Origin of the sequence: Microbacterium salsuginis, from assembly GCF_012524205.1 — a bacterium.
GTDB lineage: Bacteria > Actinomycetota > Actinomycetes > Actinomycetales > Microbacteriaceae > Microbacterium > Microbacterium salsuginis.
Window position 1 is genome coordinate 868,017 of sequence record NZ_JABACI010000004.1, and the last position, 16,545, is coordinate 884,561.

Below are 16,545 nucleotides of genomic sequence, written 5' to 3' on the forward strand. Positions count from 1 at the left end.
CCACCCATTCCATCCGTCGTCATCGCCCCGAAGGAGCGCAGGCTCGTGCCGCACATCGTCCAATTCACCGAACCCCGGCGGGTCGAACTCGTCGAGACCGATCCCGCACCGCTCGTTCCCGGCTCGGTGCGTGTCGCGACCTGGTACTCGGGGATCTCGGCGGGCACCGAGCTCACCGCTTACCGGGGGACGAATCCCTACCTCACGTCGACGTGGGACGCGCAGCACCGCCTGTTCGTCCCGGGTGAGCCGAGCTTCGGCTACCCCGTCCAGGGCTGGGGCTACTCCGAGGTGGGCCAGGTGGTCGAGGTCGCCGACGATGTGACGTCCCTGCGCCCCGGCGACGTCGTGCACGGCATCTGGGGCCATCGCAGCGACGCGGTGCTGCCGGCATCCGCTCTGGAATGGCGACGGATGCCGGACCAGGCCGATCCGCTGCTCGGGACCTTCGCGCGGGTCGGGTCGATCGCCCTGAACGGCGTGCTCGCGGCGGATGTGCGGCTGGGCGAGCGCGTCGCCATCTTCGGGCAGGGCGTCATCGGTCTGCTCGCGACCCGGCTGGCCACACTCTCGGGCGGGCGGGTGTACGCGGTCGACACCGTGGCAGGACGTCTGGCGATGGCCGAGAGCTTCGGTGCGGTGGCGTCGATCGACGCGCTCCGCCCCGGTGGGGCCGGCGCCCACATCCGAGAGCTGACCGGGGGCGGAGCCGACAGCGCCATCGAGCTCTCAGGCTCGGATCGCGCGCTCCATGAGGCGGTGCGCTGCGTGGTGGTCGAGGGCCTGGTCGCGGCATCCGGCTTCTATCAGGGCGGGGCGGCCGAGCTGCGCCTGGGTGAGGAGTTCCACCACAACCGCGTGCGCATCGTGGCGAGTCAGATCTCGGGAGTTCCGGTCGGGATGGGAGGGCGCTGGGACCAGCCCCGCCTGGTGCGCACGGTGATGGAGCTGATCCTCTCGGGCGCCGTCGACGCCGGCGCGCTCGTGAGCGACGTGGTGGCCGCCCCGGACGTGGCCGGCGTCTTCGAGCGGCTCGACGCGGGCGATCCCCAGATCCTCCAGGCTGTCCTGCGGTTCGATGCCGCACCGGAGCGCGCCCGATGACGGATCTGCCCGACTACCGGCCGCGGATCCCTGCGCAGCCCGCACGCGTCGGGCTCGTGGGCGCCGGCGCCATCGCCCGATCCGCGCACCTGCCGGCATACGCGGCGTGGCGGATCCCCGTCGTCGGGATCGCCTCCCGCACCGCCGGACATGCCCGGGCACTGGCGGCGGACTTCGGCATCGCGACGGTGCACGAGACCGTCGACGACCTCCTGGCGGATCCCGACATCGACGTGGTCGACATCGCAACGGGACCCGCCGGACGGCTCGATCTCATCGAAGCCGCCGTGCGCAGCGGCAAGCACGTTCTCGCGCAGAAGCCGCTGAGCGTCGACGCGGCCGAACTCCCGCGGCTGCGCGCGGTCCTCGCGTCGGCCCGTGAGCGAGGACTGCGGGTGGCGGTCAACCAGAACGCGAGATGGGCGCCCGCGTGGCGACTGGCCACGCTCCTGGTGCGCAGCGGAGCGGTGGGCGAGGTCGTCGGTGTCACGCACCTGCACGACAAGCCCCTGCCGCCGCTCGCGGGCACCGCGTTCGACGATGTGCCGCACATGCTCATCGCCGACTACCTGGTGCATTGGATCGACATCACCCGCTGCTGGCTCGAGGGCGCTCATGTGGTGTCGGTCACGGCGCAGGACTCACGGGTGCCGGCTCAGCCCGACGCAGCACGCAACCCGTGGCACGCCGGCATTCAGATCGGGACGTCCACGGGTGCCAGCGCGTCCCTCCGCATCGTCGGCGATGCCCGCACGCAGTCCGGCGGCTGCCCCTTCTGGATCCACGGCACCGAGGGCACGCTCCGTGGCAGCGTGCTGCTGGGCAGCGACTTCCTCGAACTCGAGCGGGGCGATGCGCGAACCCGGTTCCCCCTCGAGGGCCAATGGTTCACCGACGGGTTCGCCGGCGCGATGGGAGAGCTGCTCACCGCCGTGGCTGAAGATCGTGAGCCCGAGAACGCCGCCGAGCACGTGCTGGCCACCGTCGAACTGGGCCTGGCCGCCGTGGCATCCGCGGACGCAGGCGGCGTCCCCGTGCATCCGATCGACCTCGTCCTCACGCGCGCCTCCGACGGAAAGGCCTCCACGACATGACGATCATCGACGAAGTGCCCGTCGCGCCGTCCGCACGTGTCTACGCGGAGGGCTGGCAGAGCTGGAGTCCCACCGCCTGGTATCACCGGGACGCGCCGGCGCATCGACCGGACGAGCCGTGGCAGCACCTGATGCGCTTCCGCCCCGGCACGCCGCTTCCCGACGCCGGGGTGCAGGGCGAGGGCCTGCTGGTGGTGGATGCGGGAGAGGGCGCTCCGGCGCGCGTGTACGCGAGCATGGACGCGTCGACGCATGTGCCGACGATCCGCGCGCACTGGCAGGGGGATCGTGTGCTGGTGCACGCGGATGACCCCGTCGAGCAATGGACGACGGATGCTGCCACCACTGCAGGCGACGACGCTCTGGCGGCGTTCGGCGAGCGCTTCGGCGCGGCGGCCGGCGCCCGTGCCGAGGCATCCGTCCCGCGTGTCTGGTGCACGTGGTACCGGTACTTCGAAGAAGTGACGGCCGACGACGTGCTCGAGAACCTGCGAGCCATCGACGAGAGGGATCTCGCGGTGGACGTCGTGCAGATCGACGACGGCTGGAGCCTCGGAACGGGGGAGTGGACGAGGCCGAACCCCCGGTTCGGCTCGCTGCCGGCGGCCGTCGACGCGATCCGCGAGAGCGGCAGGCGGGCGGGCCTCTGGCTGGCGCCGTTCTCGGTCGGCGCGCGATCAGATCTCGCCCAGCAGCACCCTGACTGGCTGACCGGACCCGCCGGCTACAACTGGGGCGACGACCTTGTCGGACTCGACCTCACCCACCCGGGCGTACGGGACTATCTGACCGAGGTCTTCACGGCCGTCCGCAGCCTCGGCGTGGATTACCTGAAGCTGGACTTCCTGTACGCGGGGGCCGTTCCCGGAGGGCGGCACGCTGAGGACGCCACCCCGATCGCCGCCTACCGCTCGGGCCTCGCGCTGATCCGCGACATCATGGGCGAAGAGGCCTACCTCCTCGGCTGCGGTGCTCCCATCCTTCCCAGTGTGGGTCTGGTGGACGCGATGCGGGTCTCGCCCGACACCTTCCACGAGGGCGGCGAAGACGGGTCGCAGGGCCTGCGCGGGCGGATGTCGCTCGAAGCGAGGGCATGGCAGCACGGCCGGCTGTGGACCACCGACCCGGACTGCCTCGTCGCCCGCCCGGCATTCACGCTGCGCGACGAATGGGCGGACGTGGTGCTCGCGGCGCCCGGCATCCGGGGGTTCTCGGACCGGATCGCCGAACTCGACGCGCACGGGCTGCGGCTCGTGGAACGACTGCTGAAGGAGCCCTCCGCATGACCGTTCCCGATTTCGCCGTCCTGCGCGATCGGCTCGAGCCTCTGGTCCGCGAGCTCTACCCGGGCGCGGTGGACGAGGTTCTCGACGCGCTTCTCCGACTCGCGCAGCGGTGGGCGCCGCAGCTCGGTCCGGTCGGCAAAGGGCGACCGGACGAGGCCACGGCGTACCTGATCACTTACGGCGACGCGTTCCGTCGCGAGGGCGAGGCCCCACTTCACACGCTGGCGGAGGTGCTGCGGACGCATGTGCGCGACGCCGTCACCGATGTCCATCTGCTTCCCATCTATCCGTGGACCTCGGACGACGGTTTCGGTGTCGTCGACCATCGCGAGGTGAATCCCGAACTCGGGACGTGGGGCGACATCGCCGACCTGCGGGCCGACCACGCACTCGCCCTCGACTTCGTCGCGAACCACCTGTCGAGCGCGAGCCCGTGGTTCGTCCACTGGCTTGCGGGTGATCCTCGCTACGCGGGGTACTTCCTCGAGCCGGGGCCGGAGTTCGACACGTCCCACGTCGTGCGACCGCGAACGACGCCGCTGACGCACGAGTACGTCCGGCCGGACGGAACCGTCGCGCACGCGTGGACCACCTTCGGCCCGGATCAGGTGGACGTCGATCCGAGCACGCCGGCCGTGCTGCTCGATCTCACCGATGTGCTGCTCGGATACGTCGCCCACGGCGCCACGACGGTGCGTCTGGACGCGATCGGCTTCCTCTGGAAGCAGTCGGGCACGACCTGCATCCACCTGCCGCAGACCCACGCGATCATCCGGTTGTGGCGAGTCCTCGTCGACGCCCTCGCCCCTGGCACGCTGCTGCTCACCGAGACGAACGTGCCGCATGCCGACAACATCACCTACTTCGGCGACGGGTCGGACGAAGCGCACATGGTCTACCAGTTCGCACTGCCTCCCCTGGTCCTGCATGCCTTCGTGACGGGCCGGGCGACGGCGCTGACGGAGTGGGCGTCGCGGATCGGTCCGGTCAGCGACACGGCCACGTGGTTCAACTTCCTCGCGAGCCATGACGGGATCGGCATCCGGCCGACGCAGGGGCTGCTCGGCGACGACGATCGGAAGCTGCTCGTGGAGCGCACCCTCGCTCGCGGCGGCCGCGTGTCGATGGCGCGCCACCCCGACGGGTCGGAGGGCGTGTACGAGCTCAACACGAACTTCCTCGATGCGCTCGTGGCGCCGGGGGACCCGGATCCGGATGCCTCGGCCGTGGTCCGCGGTCTCGCCGCGCATGCCATCCTCCTCTCGCTGATCGGTGTGCCGGCGGTCTACTACCACTCGCTTCTGGGGTCTGGTCAGGACCGCGCGGGCATGGAGGAGAGCGACATCGCGCGTCGCATCAACCGTGAGGTGCTCGACGCGGACCGGCTGGCGGCGGAGCTCGAATCCTCGCCGCGGCGCTCGGGCATGCTCGAGGGGCTGCGCCGGCTGTTCGAGCTGCGGCGCACGCTGCCCGGGTTCTCGCCGTTCGCCGATCAGGCGGTCGAGCACCTCGATGCGCGGGCGTTCGTCGTCCGACGTGCTGCGGGCACGCCCGACGAGATCGTCGCCGCCGTCAACGTGAGCGCCGAGACGGTGCAGCTGCCTCTGGCGGGCGCCGATGTCATCTCTGGCCGCCAGGTCGAGCGGCTCGAGCTGGAGCCGTTCGGGTTCGCATGGCTGAGACCGTCCGCACGACCCTGACGCTCGCGCGGACGGCCTCTGGTCTCACGCGCCGGACGCCAGCCAGGAGCGTGCCGAGAATGCGCCGAAGGCGACCGAGAACTCCTGCTTCGCAGGGCGGCCTCCGCCGTGGAACGTGACCTCGGCGGTGACCTCGCCCGGCGCCAGCACCTCGCTCTCCGGAGCGAACACCTCGGTGTGAGTGGAGCCGGGCGGGATCGACGCGATGCGGCGGCTGCCGTGAGGGGTACTCAGGCTGGCCGAGACCTGCCGTGACCCGTCATTGGTGATCTCGACCACGAGCTCTGCCGCGGATCCGTTGCGGCGCGGCTGCACCGAGAGCATGCCATCGGCGACCTCGGTCCCGAGATCGGCGCCCACGAGGTCCAGACCGTAGTAGACGCGGGGGGCTCCGTCGAGCGTGACCGTCGCATAACCGGACGATGCGAGCACCTCCGTGCGCTGCCCGATCGAATCGAGCTGGGTCACCGTGCTGTCCGTGGCGGGCAGCGAGACCTGCGTCTTCGTCGGCCACGGATCGACCCACACTTCGGGCGCCGGGAAGTGCCAGTCCGCCGGGTCGTGGTCAGCGTTGAGGAGATAGCCGTCGGAGCGATTCCACAGCACGGCGGCGTGACCGGTGGGAGTGTCGAAGAGCAGACCGCGCGAGTGCTCGTCGCCGAGGTCTAGCCAGCCGAGGAACGTCGACGAGTCCAGCACCGCGGCCGCATTGGCGAAGGCCAGGAGCGAGGGCTTGGCGCTCAAGTCCCGGTTCATCAGGCCGAAGTGGTACTCGACGTTCTCGGGATTGGCCACCTGCGGGTTTCCGAGCACGCTGTCGTGGAACTGGTACCAGCAGACAGTGCGGATGCCCTCAGCCCTCGCGAGGGCGAGTGTCAGGAAGATGTTCTCGGCCGCGTGCCGGTACGTGTCGTTCCACCACGCGTTGGGACGCGTGCAGGCGTAGGCCTCGGTCAGCCAGATCTCCTTCTCGCCGTGCTGGGCCATGATCGCCTTCAACTGCTTCAGGCCGCCGTAGAAGTTCCAGTACTTGCCGGTGGCTCCCGCTTCCCACTCCTCCCCGCCGGGGACATAGTCCGGCGTGAAGTTGCCGCGACCCGGGTGGTAGGCGAAGGCGTCGATCATCTCCCACCCGCCCCCGGCGATGAAGTTCTCGACCCAGGGCTTGTCCATGCCGGCGAGACCGTTGTTCATGATCTTCACCGTCGCTCCCGTCGCGGCGGCGCGGTCCACCACCGGCCGCAGTGCCTTGTCGATGTACGCCTGCGCCGCGACGCCGGTGTTGAACGGCCGGTTCAGCTCGTTCCCGACCTCGAAGTACTGCGCGCCTGCCGCGACGGCCGTGCCGAGGTTCGTGGCCGCCCACTGCGCCGCCACGGCGTCGGTGACCTCGAGCGAGGGCTGCAGCTCGATGTTGTGGAGGATGCCGCGCGCGTCGTACTCCGACGGAGGCAGGCCCGGCCCGCCGTCATAGGCGATCCGCACCCAGCTGATCCCCACGCGCTGCCACAGGTCGAGCAGTGCCGTGCTCGACGGACGCAGCAGCCAGGGGTAGTTGGCGATGCCGAACATGCTCTCCGCGCTCGGGTCGAGCGAGCGGGGCGGCAGCACTGCAAGGGTGGTGCGGGCGAACGCCTCGTCGCCTCCGCGCGTCGCCGCGACCTCGGCCAGCGCGATGCCCTGCCCCGGTGCCGGGACGGTGAACGTGTGCTCTGCGGTGCTCGCGGCGGCGATGCTGAGGGTGACCGTCTGCGCCGCCAGCTGCCCGCCGTTGAAGTCGCGAACCCACCAGCTCACATCGACGGCGCCGTCCTGATCGCTCCCGTTCGCCACAAGAGCGGTCACCGACATGGTTTCGCCCGCCTGCCAGATGTTGAAGTCACGGTCGGTCCGCAGCTCGATCCCGAGCTCCTGCCCCAGTCCGATGGTCGCCGTCGCCGCTGGGCGGGTCGAACTGAAGAAGAAGTCGGCCTCACTGCGGTGACCGCCGGTGGGCAGCGGCACTCCGGGCGAGTGGATCCAGGTCGCATTCGTCCACGCCGGACGCGACCGGTCCAGGAGGAACATGCCATGCAGGTCGCCCCACGTGGAGACATGCGCGATGCCGGCGGTCACCTCATAGGGGATTCCGCCCCGATCGTCTCGAACCCACTCGGTGACCGCGACGAACTCGTCCGGCTCGGTCGCTCCCAGGATCGCCCGGCTGAAGAGGAAGCCGTCGGGCAGCAGCGTCGGTGCTCCCTGCACGTCCCACTCGAGGTGCGCGTGGTTGGCCGACACCGTGATCAGGCCCACGACCGACGTCGGTCCTGCAGCGGCGGCGAAGGTGTACTCCATGCGGATCGCCGGCGCCCCCTCGGGTGTGGTGACGAGGGTGGGAGTGCCGCCCGTGGAGACGTGGATGCCCGAGACGGTGTCCTTGACCTGGAAGCGCGATCCCTGAGAGCGGACGACTCCCGAACCGTCGCGGATGGCGATGCGGCCGCCGACGCTCGCGAGGACGCTGATGCCCGTCGCGGTGAGGGTCACATCGCCCACGGCGGCGTGGGCTTTCGCGGAGCCGAACTCACTGGCGGCGAGGACGCCGGCGGCGAGGGTGGCGCCCAGGAAGGTTCGGCGGGTGAGGCGGGGTCCATGACTGCGGTCTGACGTCATCGTCGCTCCTGAGGGGTGAGGGTACGAATCTGCTAATGCGTATCTGCAGATCCTGCGGCCCCATCCTGGATTGCCGTCAATGCACCTGTCAAGCAAAGTTGAGTTTTTTGCGAATGCGTATTAGCTTCCTGCCAATAGGCATTATCAGCAACCGGGAGTGCACATGGCATCGAAGCCGCGCAAGGTCACTCAGCGAGAGATCGCTGAGATCGCAGGAGTGAGCCAGACGACGGTGTCGATGGTTCTCAACGACCGCGACGGGTCGAATGTGCGGATCCCGGAGGCGACGCGGGCTCGGGTCAAGGAAGCCATCGAGAAGTCGACCTACGTCGCCGATCCGGCCGCGCGCCGCCTCGCCGGGCTCGACAACCACATCATCGGGGTCTTCACGTACGAGGCTGCGCTCTCGCCCGAGAGCATGGACTTCTACGGCCCGCTGCTGAACGGCCTCGAGCGGGCGGCCGAGCGCGTCGGTTGCGACCTGCTGTTCTTCACCAGCTCTCCGGTCGAGAACGGCGCACGCAGCCTGTTCCACCGGAAGACCCGCCTGCGGCTGGCCGACGGCTGCATCCTCCTCGGTCAGCAGATGGAGGGCGACGACCTCGCGCGACTGGTCGACGAGCAATTCCCCTTCGTCGCCGTCGGACGCCGGGACGAGACCGACGCTCTCGTGCCGTATGTCGGGCTCGACTACGTCACTCCGACCACGACGCTCATCCAGCGGGCCGCAGACCTCGGACACCGGCGCGGCATCTACGTCCACCACGACCGGCAGAGCCCCACGGCCACCGATCGACGCAACGCCGTTCAGGCCGCTGATGAAACCGGGCTTGTGAAGTTCGACTACCTGACCGACGCCGACCTCGGCGCGCTCCCCGAGGTGATGCGCGGCGCGACGGTGATCTTCGCGGAAGATGCCTTCCTCGCCGAGGACGTCATCCACGCGCTGACCAAGACGGGGGTGAGCGTTCCCGCGGGGGTCTCGATCGCAGCGTTGGCGGAGGTGCGTGGGCATCGGGCCGCCGGCGGCGCGCTCACAGGCTTCCACGTCCCTCGCGAGCGCGTTGCTGCAGAAGCCCTCGAGCTTCTGCAGCAGTTGGTGTCGACCCCCGCCGACGACTGGCCGCTGCTGGACCGGCAGCGTCTGCTGAGCGCCGAGGTCGAACTGGGCGAGACGTTGGTCGGCCGGAGCGACGCGTGACCCTCGAAATCGAAGTCGCCGTCGTCGGCGGCGGCGTGGGTGGCGTCGCGGCCGCCCTGGCGCTCCTCGATCGCGGTCATCGTGTGGTGCTGACCGAGGAGCACCCGTGGCTCGGCGGCCAGCTCACCTCTCAGGCGGTGCCGCCCGACGAGCACATCTGGGTCGAGCAGTTCGGCGTGACGGCTCGGTACCGCGCACTCCGCGACGGGATCCGCCAGTACTACCGCGACCACTATCCGCTGTCCGAGCAGGCGCGTGCCGATCGGCAGCTGAACCCGGGTCGAGGGCGGGTGAGCAGGCTCTGCCACGAACCCCGCGTCGCGGTCGCCGTGATCGATCAGCTGCTGGCGCCGTACCGCTCGAGCGGCCGGCTCGTCGTGCTGCAGCACGTGGTGCCTGTGTCGGCGGACGTGGTCGCCGACGTCGTACGATCCGTCACCGTCCAGGACACCCGCGACGGGTCGCAGGTCGTCATCTCAGCGGAGCTCGTGCTCGACGCCACCGAGACGGGCGACCTGCTGCCGCTCACCGGCACCGAGTATGTCGTCGGTGCCGAGGCGAGATCCGAGACCGGCGAGCCCAGCGCCCCGCAGGTCGCGGACGCGGAGAACGTGCAGTCGATCGCGTGGTGCTTCGCCTTCGACCACGTCGACGGCGATCACACCATCGAACGCCCCGCCGACTACGACGAGTGGAAGCGATTCGAGCTGCCGTTCTGGGGTGCTCCGATGCTGTCGTTCGTCGCGCCCAATCCGCGGACCCTCGAGCCCGAGGAGCGCACGCTCGACGTGAATCCGGAGTTCGAGCGCAACGGTGACCCGCGGTTCGATGCGGGCGACAGCGATCTGTGGACGTTCCGCCGGATCGCGGCGAGACAGACGTTCCGCGACGGTTTCGCGTCGAGCGACATCGTCCTGGCGAACTGGCCGCAGCTGGACTACGTGGGCGGGTCGATCATCGACACCGCCGAGCGGGAGCGTCATCTGGCGGCGGCCAAGGCGCAGGCGCGCGCGTACTTCTACTGGCTGCAGACGGATGCCCCCCGACCGGATGGCGGTTTCGGCTGGCCCGGCCTGCGACTCCGCGGTGACGTGCTGGGAACGGAGGACGGCTTCGCCCAGGCTCCCTACATCCGGGAGTCGCGTCGCATCCGAGCGCGTCGAACTGTGCGCGAGCAGGACATCTCGGTGGCAGTACGCGGGCACGCGGGGCCGGCGACCTTCGACGATTCGGTGGGCGTCGGCATGTACCGCATCGACCTGCATCCGTCGACCGGCGGCGACAACTACATCGACGTGGAGTGCGCGCCCTTCGAGATCCCCCTCGGCGCTCTTGTTCCCGTCCGCACCGTCAACCTGCTGCCGGCAGCGAAGAACATCGGCACCACCCACATCACGAACGGGGCCTACCGGCTCCACCCCGTGGAGTGGAACATCGGCGAGTCCGCCGGCGAGCTTGCGAGCTTCTGCCTCGAACTCGCGATCCGCCCGGGCGACGTCGTGGACGACCCCGTGCTCACCGCCCGATTCCAGGCCGGCCTCACCGCGGCCGGCGTCGAGCTCCACTGGCCCGAGATCCTCGGCTACTAACAGAAGGAAGAACCATGAACACAGCAAGGAAGCTGTTCGGCGTCGTCGCGCTGACGGCGTCGGTCGGTCTGGCCGCGGCGGGATGCGCCGCGTCACCGCCTGCTCCGGCGGAGACGACCGCTGCGCCCGGCAGCGTCGATCTGCGCATGACGGTCTGGACCTCGAACGAGGATCACCTGGCACTGTTCGACTCGATCGCGGAATCGTACGCGGCGGATCACCCCGAGATCGGCTCGATCACGTTCGAGAGCCTGCCCTTCGGTGACTACAACACCACCCTGACCACGCAGATCGCGGGTGGCAACTCTCCCGACCTCGCGTGGATGGGCGACCTGTCGGCAGACCTCATCGCCGCCGGCGCGCTGGTTCCGCTCACGGATGCGCTCCAGGCGACCGAAGGCTGGGACTACGACGACCTGCTGGGCAGTGTCACCGCCGAGTACTCGGTCGATGACGAGCTGTACGCGTACCCGTTCTCGAACTCGCCGTTCGCGCTGTACGTCAACACCGACCTGCTCGCGCAGGCCGGGCAGACCCTGCCGGCGGATCCGACGTGGGACGACATCTCGGCGATCGGGTCTGCGGTGAACGCCGCGACGGGTAAGGGCGGCTTCGTCATCCGCGACTTCGACTTCTCGTCGTGGAACACCCTCGCCACCGTGTGGACCGGCTGGGGAGCGTCCGCATGGTCTCCCGACGGCGAGACCTGCACGTTCGACAGCCCCGAGATGACCGACGCCTTCCAGTTCCTCCACGACGCGGTGTTCGTCGACAAGTCGATGCCCGGCCCGGGGACCACGGCCGACTTCTTCGCGGGAGATTCCGCATTCACGATCGCGCAGGTCTCGCGCGCATCGCTTCTGGACGGCTCGTTCGCGTACGACGTGGTCCCCCTTCCGGCCGGGCCGGAAGGCGAGTACTCGGTGATGGGTCAGGCCGGAGTCGGCGTCCTGTCCTCGAGCGCACACACGCACGAGGCGACCGACTTCCTGGCCTACCTCACCAATCCTGAGAACGCGGCTCTGCTCGCTCAGTTCTTCCCGCCGCCGCGTGAGTCGCTGCTGACCGGCGAGAAGCTCGCCGAGAACAACGCCAAGCTGACGGCCGAGCAGCTGCAGAGCGTCGTCGTGGACCAGATCGCCGAAGCGGTGACGCTGCCGAACCACGCGAACCCGGCCGAGATCGCTCAGAAGGCCAAGACGGCGCTCGACGCGATGTGGGTGCCGGATGCCGACGTCGCGGCCGTCCTCGGTACCGTGTGCGACGCCATCCAGCCCGTGCTCGCGGACTGAGATGACGGGCTCGATCACCCTCACCCGGGAGGCGCCTTCGGGCGCCTCCCGGGTGGCCCCGGCGCGCGCTCGACGGCGATTCTGGTCGACGCGTCGGCGGGACGCGCTGACCGGCTACCTCTTCGTCAGCCCTCAGCTGATCGGGGTGGCACTGTTCGTGCTCGTGCCGGTCGCCCTGGCCATCTGGTACAGCCTCAACGACTGGAACATCTTCACGGGCGACCTCGCGTTCGTCGGCCCGGACAACTATGCCGCGCTGCTCGACGATCCGCAGCTGCCCGCCGTGCTGGCCGCGACGGCGGTCTTCTCAGGCGGCGTGGTCGTCCTGAACATCGTGCTCGGACTCGCGCTGGCGGTGATGCTCAACCGGCGATTCCGCGGCGTGACGCTCTTCCGCACGCTGTTCTTCTCGCCGGTCGTGGTCTCGGTCGTCGCGTGGACTCTCGTATGGGGCTTCCTGCTGCAGGACAACGGCGGCATCAACGGCGCGCTCGCCGTCTTCGGCATCGAGGGCCCGAACTGGCTCCAGCACGGTGAGACCGCAATGGTCGCCGTGATCTTCACGCAGGTGATCCGCAGCGTCGGCATCAATATGGTGCTGTTCCTCTCGGCCCTTCAGGGTGTTCCCGGTGAGCTCTACGAGGCCGCGCGCATCGACGGCGCCGGGAACGCCGCGGTCTTCTTCCGCATCACATTGCCTCTCATCTCGCCCACGCTCCTCCTCACCGCGATCATCACGATCGTCGGCGCGCTTCAGGCGTTCGCTCAGATCGCCGTCCTCACCGGTGGTGGGCCGGGCCTGTCGACGACCGTGCTCGTCTTCTACGTGTTCCAGCAGGCCTTCGAGTTCAACGACATCGGGTACGGCTCGACCCTGGCGCTCATGCTGCTTTCGTTCGTGATGCTCCTGACGATCCTGCAATGGCAGCTCCGCCGGAAGTGGGTGTTCTATGAAGACTGAGATCCTCACGGTGGCTCCGGTCCCGCGGCGAGCGCCTCGGCATCTCGGGCGCCGCATCGTCCTCGTCCTCGCCCTGGCGGTGCTCGCGATCCCGTTCGTCGTGCCCACGGTCTGGATGATCGCGTCGTCCTTCAAGCCGCTCAGCGAGATCTTCCAGTCGCCGCCGACCATCTTCACCGCCTCGCCCACGTGGGCGGCGTACGTCGAGGCGTTCACGTTCCAGCCGTTCGCCCGCCAATATGCCAACAGCGTGTACATCGCGGTCGTCGTGACGCTCGTGACGATGCTCGTCTCGAGCCTGGCGGGATACGCGTTCGCGAGGGTTCGATTTCCCGGTCGCAACGTGATCTTCCTCGTCGTCCTGGTCGGGCTCCTCGTCCCGAGCGAGGTGACGATCGTGCCGCTGTTCCAGATGTTCAAGCAGGCGGGCCTCGTCAACACGCACTGGCCGCTGATCCTCGTCACGGCGCTGGCGGCACCATGCGTGCTGGCCACCTTCATCATGCGGCAGTTCTTCATCGCCCTTCCCGTCGAGCTCGAAGAGGCTGCGCGCCTGGACGGCCTCAGCCGCGTCGGGATCTGGTGGCGCATCTGCATGCCACTGGCGAAGCCGGCCTTGTCCGCGGTCGCCATCCTGACGTTCCTGGCCTCGTGGAATCTCTACCTGGAGCCGACGGTGTACCTGACCTCTCCCGAGCTCTTCACCCTTCCGCAGGCGCTGACCCGCTACACCGACGCCTACGGCGGCGAGATGTGGAACACCCAGCTCGCGGCCGCGACGATGACAGTGGTGCCGATGCTGATCGTGTTCCTCATCGCGCAGCGGCAGTTCGTCGAAGGCCTGGCGCACTCGGGGCTCAAGGGATGACCTCACGGAACGAGAAGGCGTGGTGGCGTTCCGCCGTCGTCTACGAGGTCTACGTGCGGAGCTTCCGGGATGGGAACGGCGACGGCGTGGGAGACCTCGCCGGCGTGCGGGCGTCTCTGCCGTACCTCGTCTCGCTGGGCGTCGACGCGCTCTGGTTCACGCCCTGGTACCGGTCACCCCTCGCCGACGGAGGCTACGACGTGGAGGACTACCGGGCGATCGACCCGGCGTTCGGCACGCTGGAGGAGGCCGAATCGCTGATCCGGGAGGCGCGGGATCTCGGCATCCGCACCATCGTGGATCTCGTGCCGAATCACGTCTCGGAGCGGCATCCGTGGTTCGTCGAGGCCCTCGCCTCGCCGGCCGGATCCGACGCGCGTGGCCGATTCTGGTTCCACCCCGGCCGAGGCGAGAACGGTGAGCTGCCGCCGACGAACTGGAAGAACAACTTCGGCGGCGGGACGTGGACGCGCACGACGGATCCCGACGGGTCTCCGGGGGAGTGGTACCTGCACCTGTTCTCGCACGAGCAGCCCGACCTCAACTGGAACCATCCCGATGTCGTGCGTGAACACGAGGAGCTGTTGCGATTCTGGTTCGATCGAGGAGTCGCGGGCATCCGCATCGACTCGGCCGCGCACATCATGAAGGATCCCGCTCTGCCCGAGGATGACGGCACGCATGAGCCGGGACGGCACCCCAATCTCGATCGGGACGAGGTTCATCCGATCTATCGTCGCTGGCGGGCCATCGCCGACTCGTATGACGAACCCCGTGTGCTGATCGGCGAAGTGTGGATCCCCGACGGCGACCGCTTCGCCCGCTACCTCGCCCCGGACGAGTTGCATACGGCGTTCAATTTCGACCTGATGACGCGCGCCTGGGAGGCGGGCGAATACCGCGACTCGATCCGCCGGATGCTCGACCTTCACGCGGCTTCGAGAGCGCCGTGCACGTGGGTCCTCTCCAACCACGATGTCACGAGGCCGGTCACGCGCTTCGGCCGGGACGACACGTCTTTCGCCTTCGAGTCCAAGCGCTGGGGCGTGTCGACGGACCTCGAGCTCGGTCGGCGTCGAGCCCATGCGGCTGCTCTCCTCATCGCGGCGCTGCCCGGTTCGCTCTACATCTATCAGGGCGACGAGCTCGGCCTTCCCGAAGTCGAGGATCTCGACCGCGCCGAGCTGCAGGACCCGATGTACTTCCGTACCGGGGGCGAGAGCCCTGGACGCGATGGATGCCGGGTCCCGTTGCCGTGGAAGGGGCGGGAGCGCCCGTTCGGCTTCTCTCCCGCCCCAGGAACCGCGACCTGGCTGACGCAGCCCGAGGATTGGGCGGGCTACGCGGTGGAGGCGCAGGAGTGGAATGTCGCCTCGACGCTCTCGCTCTACCGGGCGGCGCTGCAGGCCAGACGCGACATGCCGGATCTTCGTGGTGACGACTTCGAATGGCTCGATTTCGGGCCGGAGGTCATCGCGTTCCGGCGGGGCGGTGTCGTGTCCCTCACGAACTTCGGCGCATCCCCGCTGTCGCTGCCAGACGACGTGAACCTCTTTCTCGCGAGCGATACCTCCGCGCCAGGGACGGTCGCCACCGACACCACGGTGTGGGCCTATCTCAAGAGGACTGCCGCTCAGGTGCGGTGACCTCAGACGGATGCCGCCGCGCGGTGCCGCACGTAACCCCACGTCGCGAGGCCGAGCAGCGGGCCCCACGCCCAGAACGGCAGCATCAGCGCCGTTCCGACCGGCACGGCGCCGGTCAGCGCGAGGCTCAGCGACTGCACGCCGCCCGCCGTGAAGAGCGCGGCGACCGTCGCGGCCGGGACGGCCGCCAGCGCCACCGGCACCGGCCGGCCGCCGACACGGGGCACCCATCGCGGTACGCGCTCGCCCCACGGCAGCACGAGTCCCAGTGTCAGGACGGCACCGGTGAGCATCGCCGCTCCGAGCATGAGACCGACGACCTGGATGTCGGGGTTCGCCGTGAAGGCGTCGCGGCTGCCGCCGAAGAGCGGCCACGGCGTCAGCCACGACGCGCGCGCGACGACATAGGGCACGGCCATGGCGGCGCCTGCCACCGTGAACGCGACGCGGTGCCGCTGGACGAACGCGCCGGCGCGCGCCGCGCGCCGCGTGATCAGGCTGAGCGCCCACAGGGTCCATACGCCGACGAACGCGGTGAGCACGAGCGAGCTCGCGAACCGCGCCGGGTCGGCGGCCACCGCTTCGACGTAGCGCGCGTAGAACGACAGCACGGGGAACACGCCGAGCGCACCCAGCGCGGCCACCCCGGCGATGGCGGCCGCCAGCAGCACGGCGAGGACCGGCCGGCGTCGAGCCAGCAGCGGCACGAGCGCCACGACTCCGATGGGCACGAAGAACGCCAGCGTGTAGCCGGCGATGACGATCCCGTCGAAGCCGAGCAGGACGATCGCGGTGACGCCGACCGCGATGAGAACGACGACCGGTGCGACCAGGCCGTCTCGCGCGCGGCCGCTCAGGAGCAGGATGCCGGTGGCCAGGGCGATCGCGGCGGCGGTCGCCTGGATTCCGGCCGCGACGAACGCCGCGGTGACGTCTCCGAACCAGGTGGCGAGCAGGGTGCCGCCCGCGTCGTACGGACCGGCCTGCGGAGCGACGAGCCACACCAGGGCGGCGGCGAGCACGACGGTCGCGATGACGGATCCCGTCCACGCGAGCGGGCGGATGCCGCGAGCGGTGCGCGGCGGCGGAGCGGTATAGGTGGTGGCGGTCATGGATCGAGCGTCTCTCGCATCGACCCGCGCATGCCTC

At 69.4% G+C, this 16,545-nt stretch carries 12 protein-coding genes; 10 read left to right on the top strand and 2 right to left on the bottom strand.

Annotated features, from left to right (window positions below):
* Positions 1 to 45 precede the first annotated feature (45 nt).
* Genes HF576_RS15820 through HF576_RS15835 form a run of 4 tightly spaced genes read left to right on the top strand, consistent with a single transcriptional unit; the run spans position 46 to position 5,184 of the window.
* Entirely contained in the window at positions 46 to 1,104 is a 1,059-nt protein-coding gene (locus tag HF576_RS15820) for a zinc-binding dehydrogenase (RefSeq protein ID WP_168913730.1), read from the top strand.
* Positions 1,101 to 2,198, top strand: coding sequence for a Gfo/Idh/MocA family protein (locus HF576_RS15825; RefSeq protein ID WP_168913731.1), 1,098 nt, complete (start codon positions 1,101 to 1,103; stop codon positions 2,196 to 2,198). The genes HF576_RS15820 and HF576_RS15825 overlap by 4 nt, the downstream gene beginning before the upstream one ends.
* Positions 2,195 to 3,484 carry a glycoside hydrolase family 36 protein gene (locus HF576_RS15830; RefSeq protein WP_168913732.1) on the top strand — a complete coding sequence of 430 codons (1,290 nt, stop codon included), beginning with the start codon at positions 2,195 to 2,197 and terminating at the stop codon, positions 3,482 to 3,484. Before HF576_RS15825 ends, HF576_RS15830 begins: the two co-directional genes overlap by 4 nt.
* Positions 3,481 to 5,184 carry an alpha-amylase family glycosyl hydrolase gene (locus HF576_RS15835; RefSeq protein WP_168913733.1) on the top strand — a complete coding sequence of 568 codons (1,704 nt, stop codon included), beginning with the start codon at positions 3,481 to 3,483 and terminating at the stop codon, positions 5,182 to 5,184. The genes HF576_RS15830 and HF576_RS15835 overlap by 4 nt, the downstream gene beginning before the upstream one ends.
* Positions 5,185 to 5,208: 24 nt before the next feature.
* Here HF576_RS15835 and HF576_RS15840 read toward each other — a convergent pair whose 3' ends face one another.
* Positions 5,209 to 7,839, bottom strand: a complete 2,631-nt coding sequence (locus HF576_RS15840) for a hypothetical protein (protein ID WP_205835271.1) — start codon at positions 7,837 to 7,839, stop codon at positions 5,209 to 5,211.
* A gap of 163 nt (positions 7,840 to 8,002) precedes the next feature.
* Between HF576_RS15840 and HF576_RS15845 the strand changes: the two genes are divergently transcribed.
* From HF576_RS15845 to HF576_RS15870, 6 genes are read left to right on the top strand one after another with little or no spacing between them, the layout of a single operon-like run.
* Positions 8,003 to 9,040, top strand: coding sequence for a LacI family DNA-binding transcriptional regulator (locus tag HF576_RS15845; protein ID WP_168913734.1), 1,038 nt, complete (start codon positions 8,003 to 8,005; stop codon positions 9,038 to 9,040).
* A complete protein-coding gene (locus HF576_RS15850) occupies positions 9,037 to 10,629 on the top strand; it encodes an FAD-dependent oxidoreductase (protein ID WP_168913735.1) in 1,593 nt (530 codons plus the stop codon). The genes HF576_RS15845 and HF576_RS15850 overlap by 4 nt, the downstream gene beginning before the upstream one ends.
* 14 nt (positions 10,630 to 10,643) lie before the next feature.
* The gene (locus tag HF576_RS15855) at positions 10,644 to 11,921 is read left to right on the top strand and encodes an ABC transporter substrate-binding protein (RefSeq protein WP_168913736.1); all 1,278 of its coding nucleotides are present in this window, start codon (positions 10,644 to 10,646) and stop codon (positions 11,919 to 11,921) included.
* A gap of 1 nt (position 11,922) precedes the next feature.
* On the top strand, positions 11,923 to 12,882 hold the full coding sequence (locus tag HF576_RS15860; protein WP_168913737.1) for a carbohydrate ABC transporter permease: 960 nt from the start codon (positions 11,923 to 11,925) through the stop codon (positions 12,880 to 12,882).
* Positions 12,872 to 13,750 (top strand): carbohydrate ABC transporter permease, encoded by an 879-nt coding sequence (locus tag HF576_RS15865; protein WP_168913738.1) that lies wholly within the window; start codon positions 12,872 to 12,874, stop codon positions 13,748 to 13,750. The genes HF576_RS15860 and HF576_RS15865 overlap by 11 nt, the downstream gene beginning before the upstream one ends.
* On the top strand, positions 13,747 to 15,396 hold the full coding sequence (locus tag HF576_RS15870) for a glycoside hydrolase family 13 protein (RefSeq protein WP_168913739.1): 1,650 nt from the start codon (positions 13,747 to 13,749) through the stop codon (positions 15,394 to 15,396). The genes HF576_RS15865 and HF576_RS15870 overlap by 4 nt, the downstream gene beginning before the upstream one ends.
* A gap of 2 nt (positions 15,397 to 15,398) precedes the next feature.
* Here HF576_RS15870 and HF576_RS15875 read toward each other — a convergent pair whose 3' ends face one another.
* The gene (locus HF576_RS15875) at positions 15,399 to 16,508 is read right to left on the bottom strand and encodes a hypothetical protein (RefSeq protein WP_168913740.1); all 1,110 of its coding nucleotides are present in this window, start codon (positions 16,506 to 16,508) and stop codon (positions 15,399 to 15,401) included.
* Positions 16,509 to 16,545: the final 37 nt, after the last annotated feature.

Bases quoted from the DNA above. Each gene is read 5' to 3' on its own strand.
- HF576_RS15825 (WP_168913731.1), top strand. From the start codon at position 1,101: ATGACGGATCTGCCCGACTACCGGCCGCGGATCCCTGCGCAGCCCGCA.
- HF576_RS15830 (WP_168913732.1), top strand. From the start codon at position 2,195: ATGACGATCATCGACGAAGTGCCCGTCGCGCCGTCCGCACGTGTCTAC.
- HF576_RS15835 (WP_168913733.1), top strand. From the start codon at position 3,481: ATGACCGTTCCCGATTTCGCCGTCCTGCGCGATCGGCTCGAGCCTCTG.
- HF576_RS15840 (WP_205835271.1), bottom strand. From the start codon at position 7,839: ATGACGTCAGACCGCAGTCATGGACCCCGCCTCACCCGCCGAACCTTC.
- HF576_RS15845 (WP_168913734.1), top strand. From the start codon at position 8,003: ATGGCATCGAAGCCGCGCAAGGTCACTCAGCGAGAGATCGCTGAGATC.
- HF576_RS15855 (WP_168913736.1), top strand. From the start codon at position 10,644: ATGAACACAGCAAGGAAGCTGTTCGGCGTCGTCGCGCTGACGGCGTCG.
- HF576_RS15860 (WP_168913737.1), top strand. From the start codon at position 11,923: ATGACGGGCTCGATCACCCTCACCCGGGAGGCGCCTTCGGGCGCCTCC.
- HF576_RS15865 (WP_168913738.1), top strand. From the start codon at position 12,872: ATGAAGACTGAGATCCTCACGGTGGCTCCGGTCCCGCGGCGAGCGCCT.
- HF576_RS15870 (WP_168913739.1), top strand. From the start codon at position 13,747: ATGACCTCACGGAACGAGAAGGCGTGGTGGCGTTCCGCCGTCGTCTAC.
- HF576_RS15875 (WP_168913740.1), bottom strand. From the start codon at position 16,508: ATGACCGCCACCACCTATACCGCTCCGCCGCCGCGCACCGCTCGCGGC.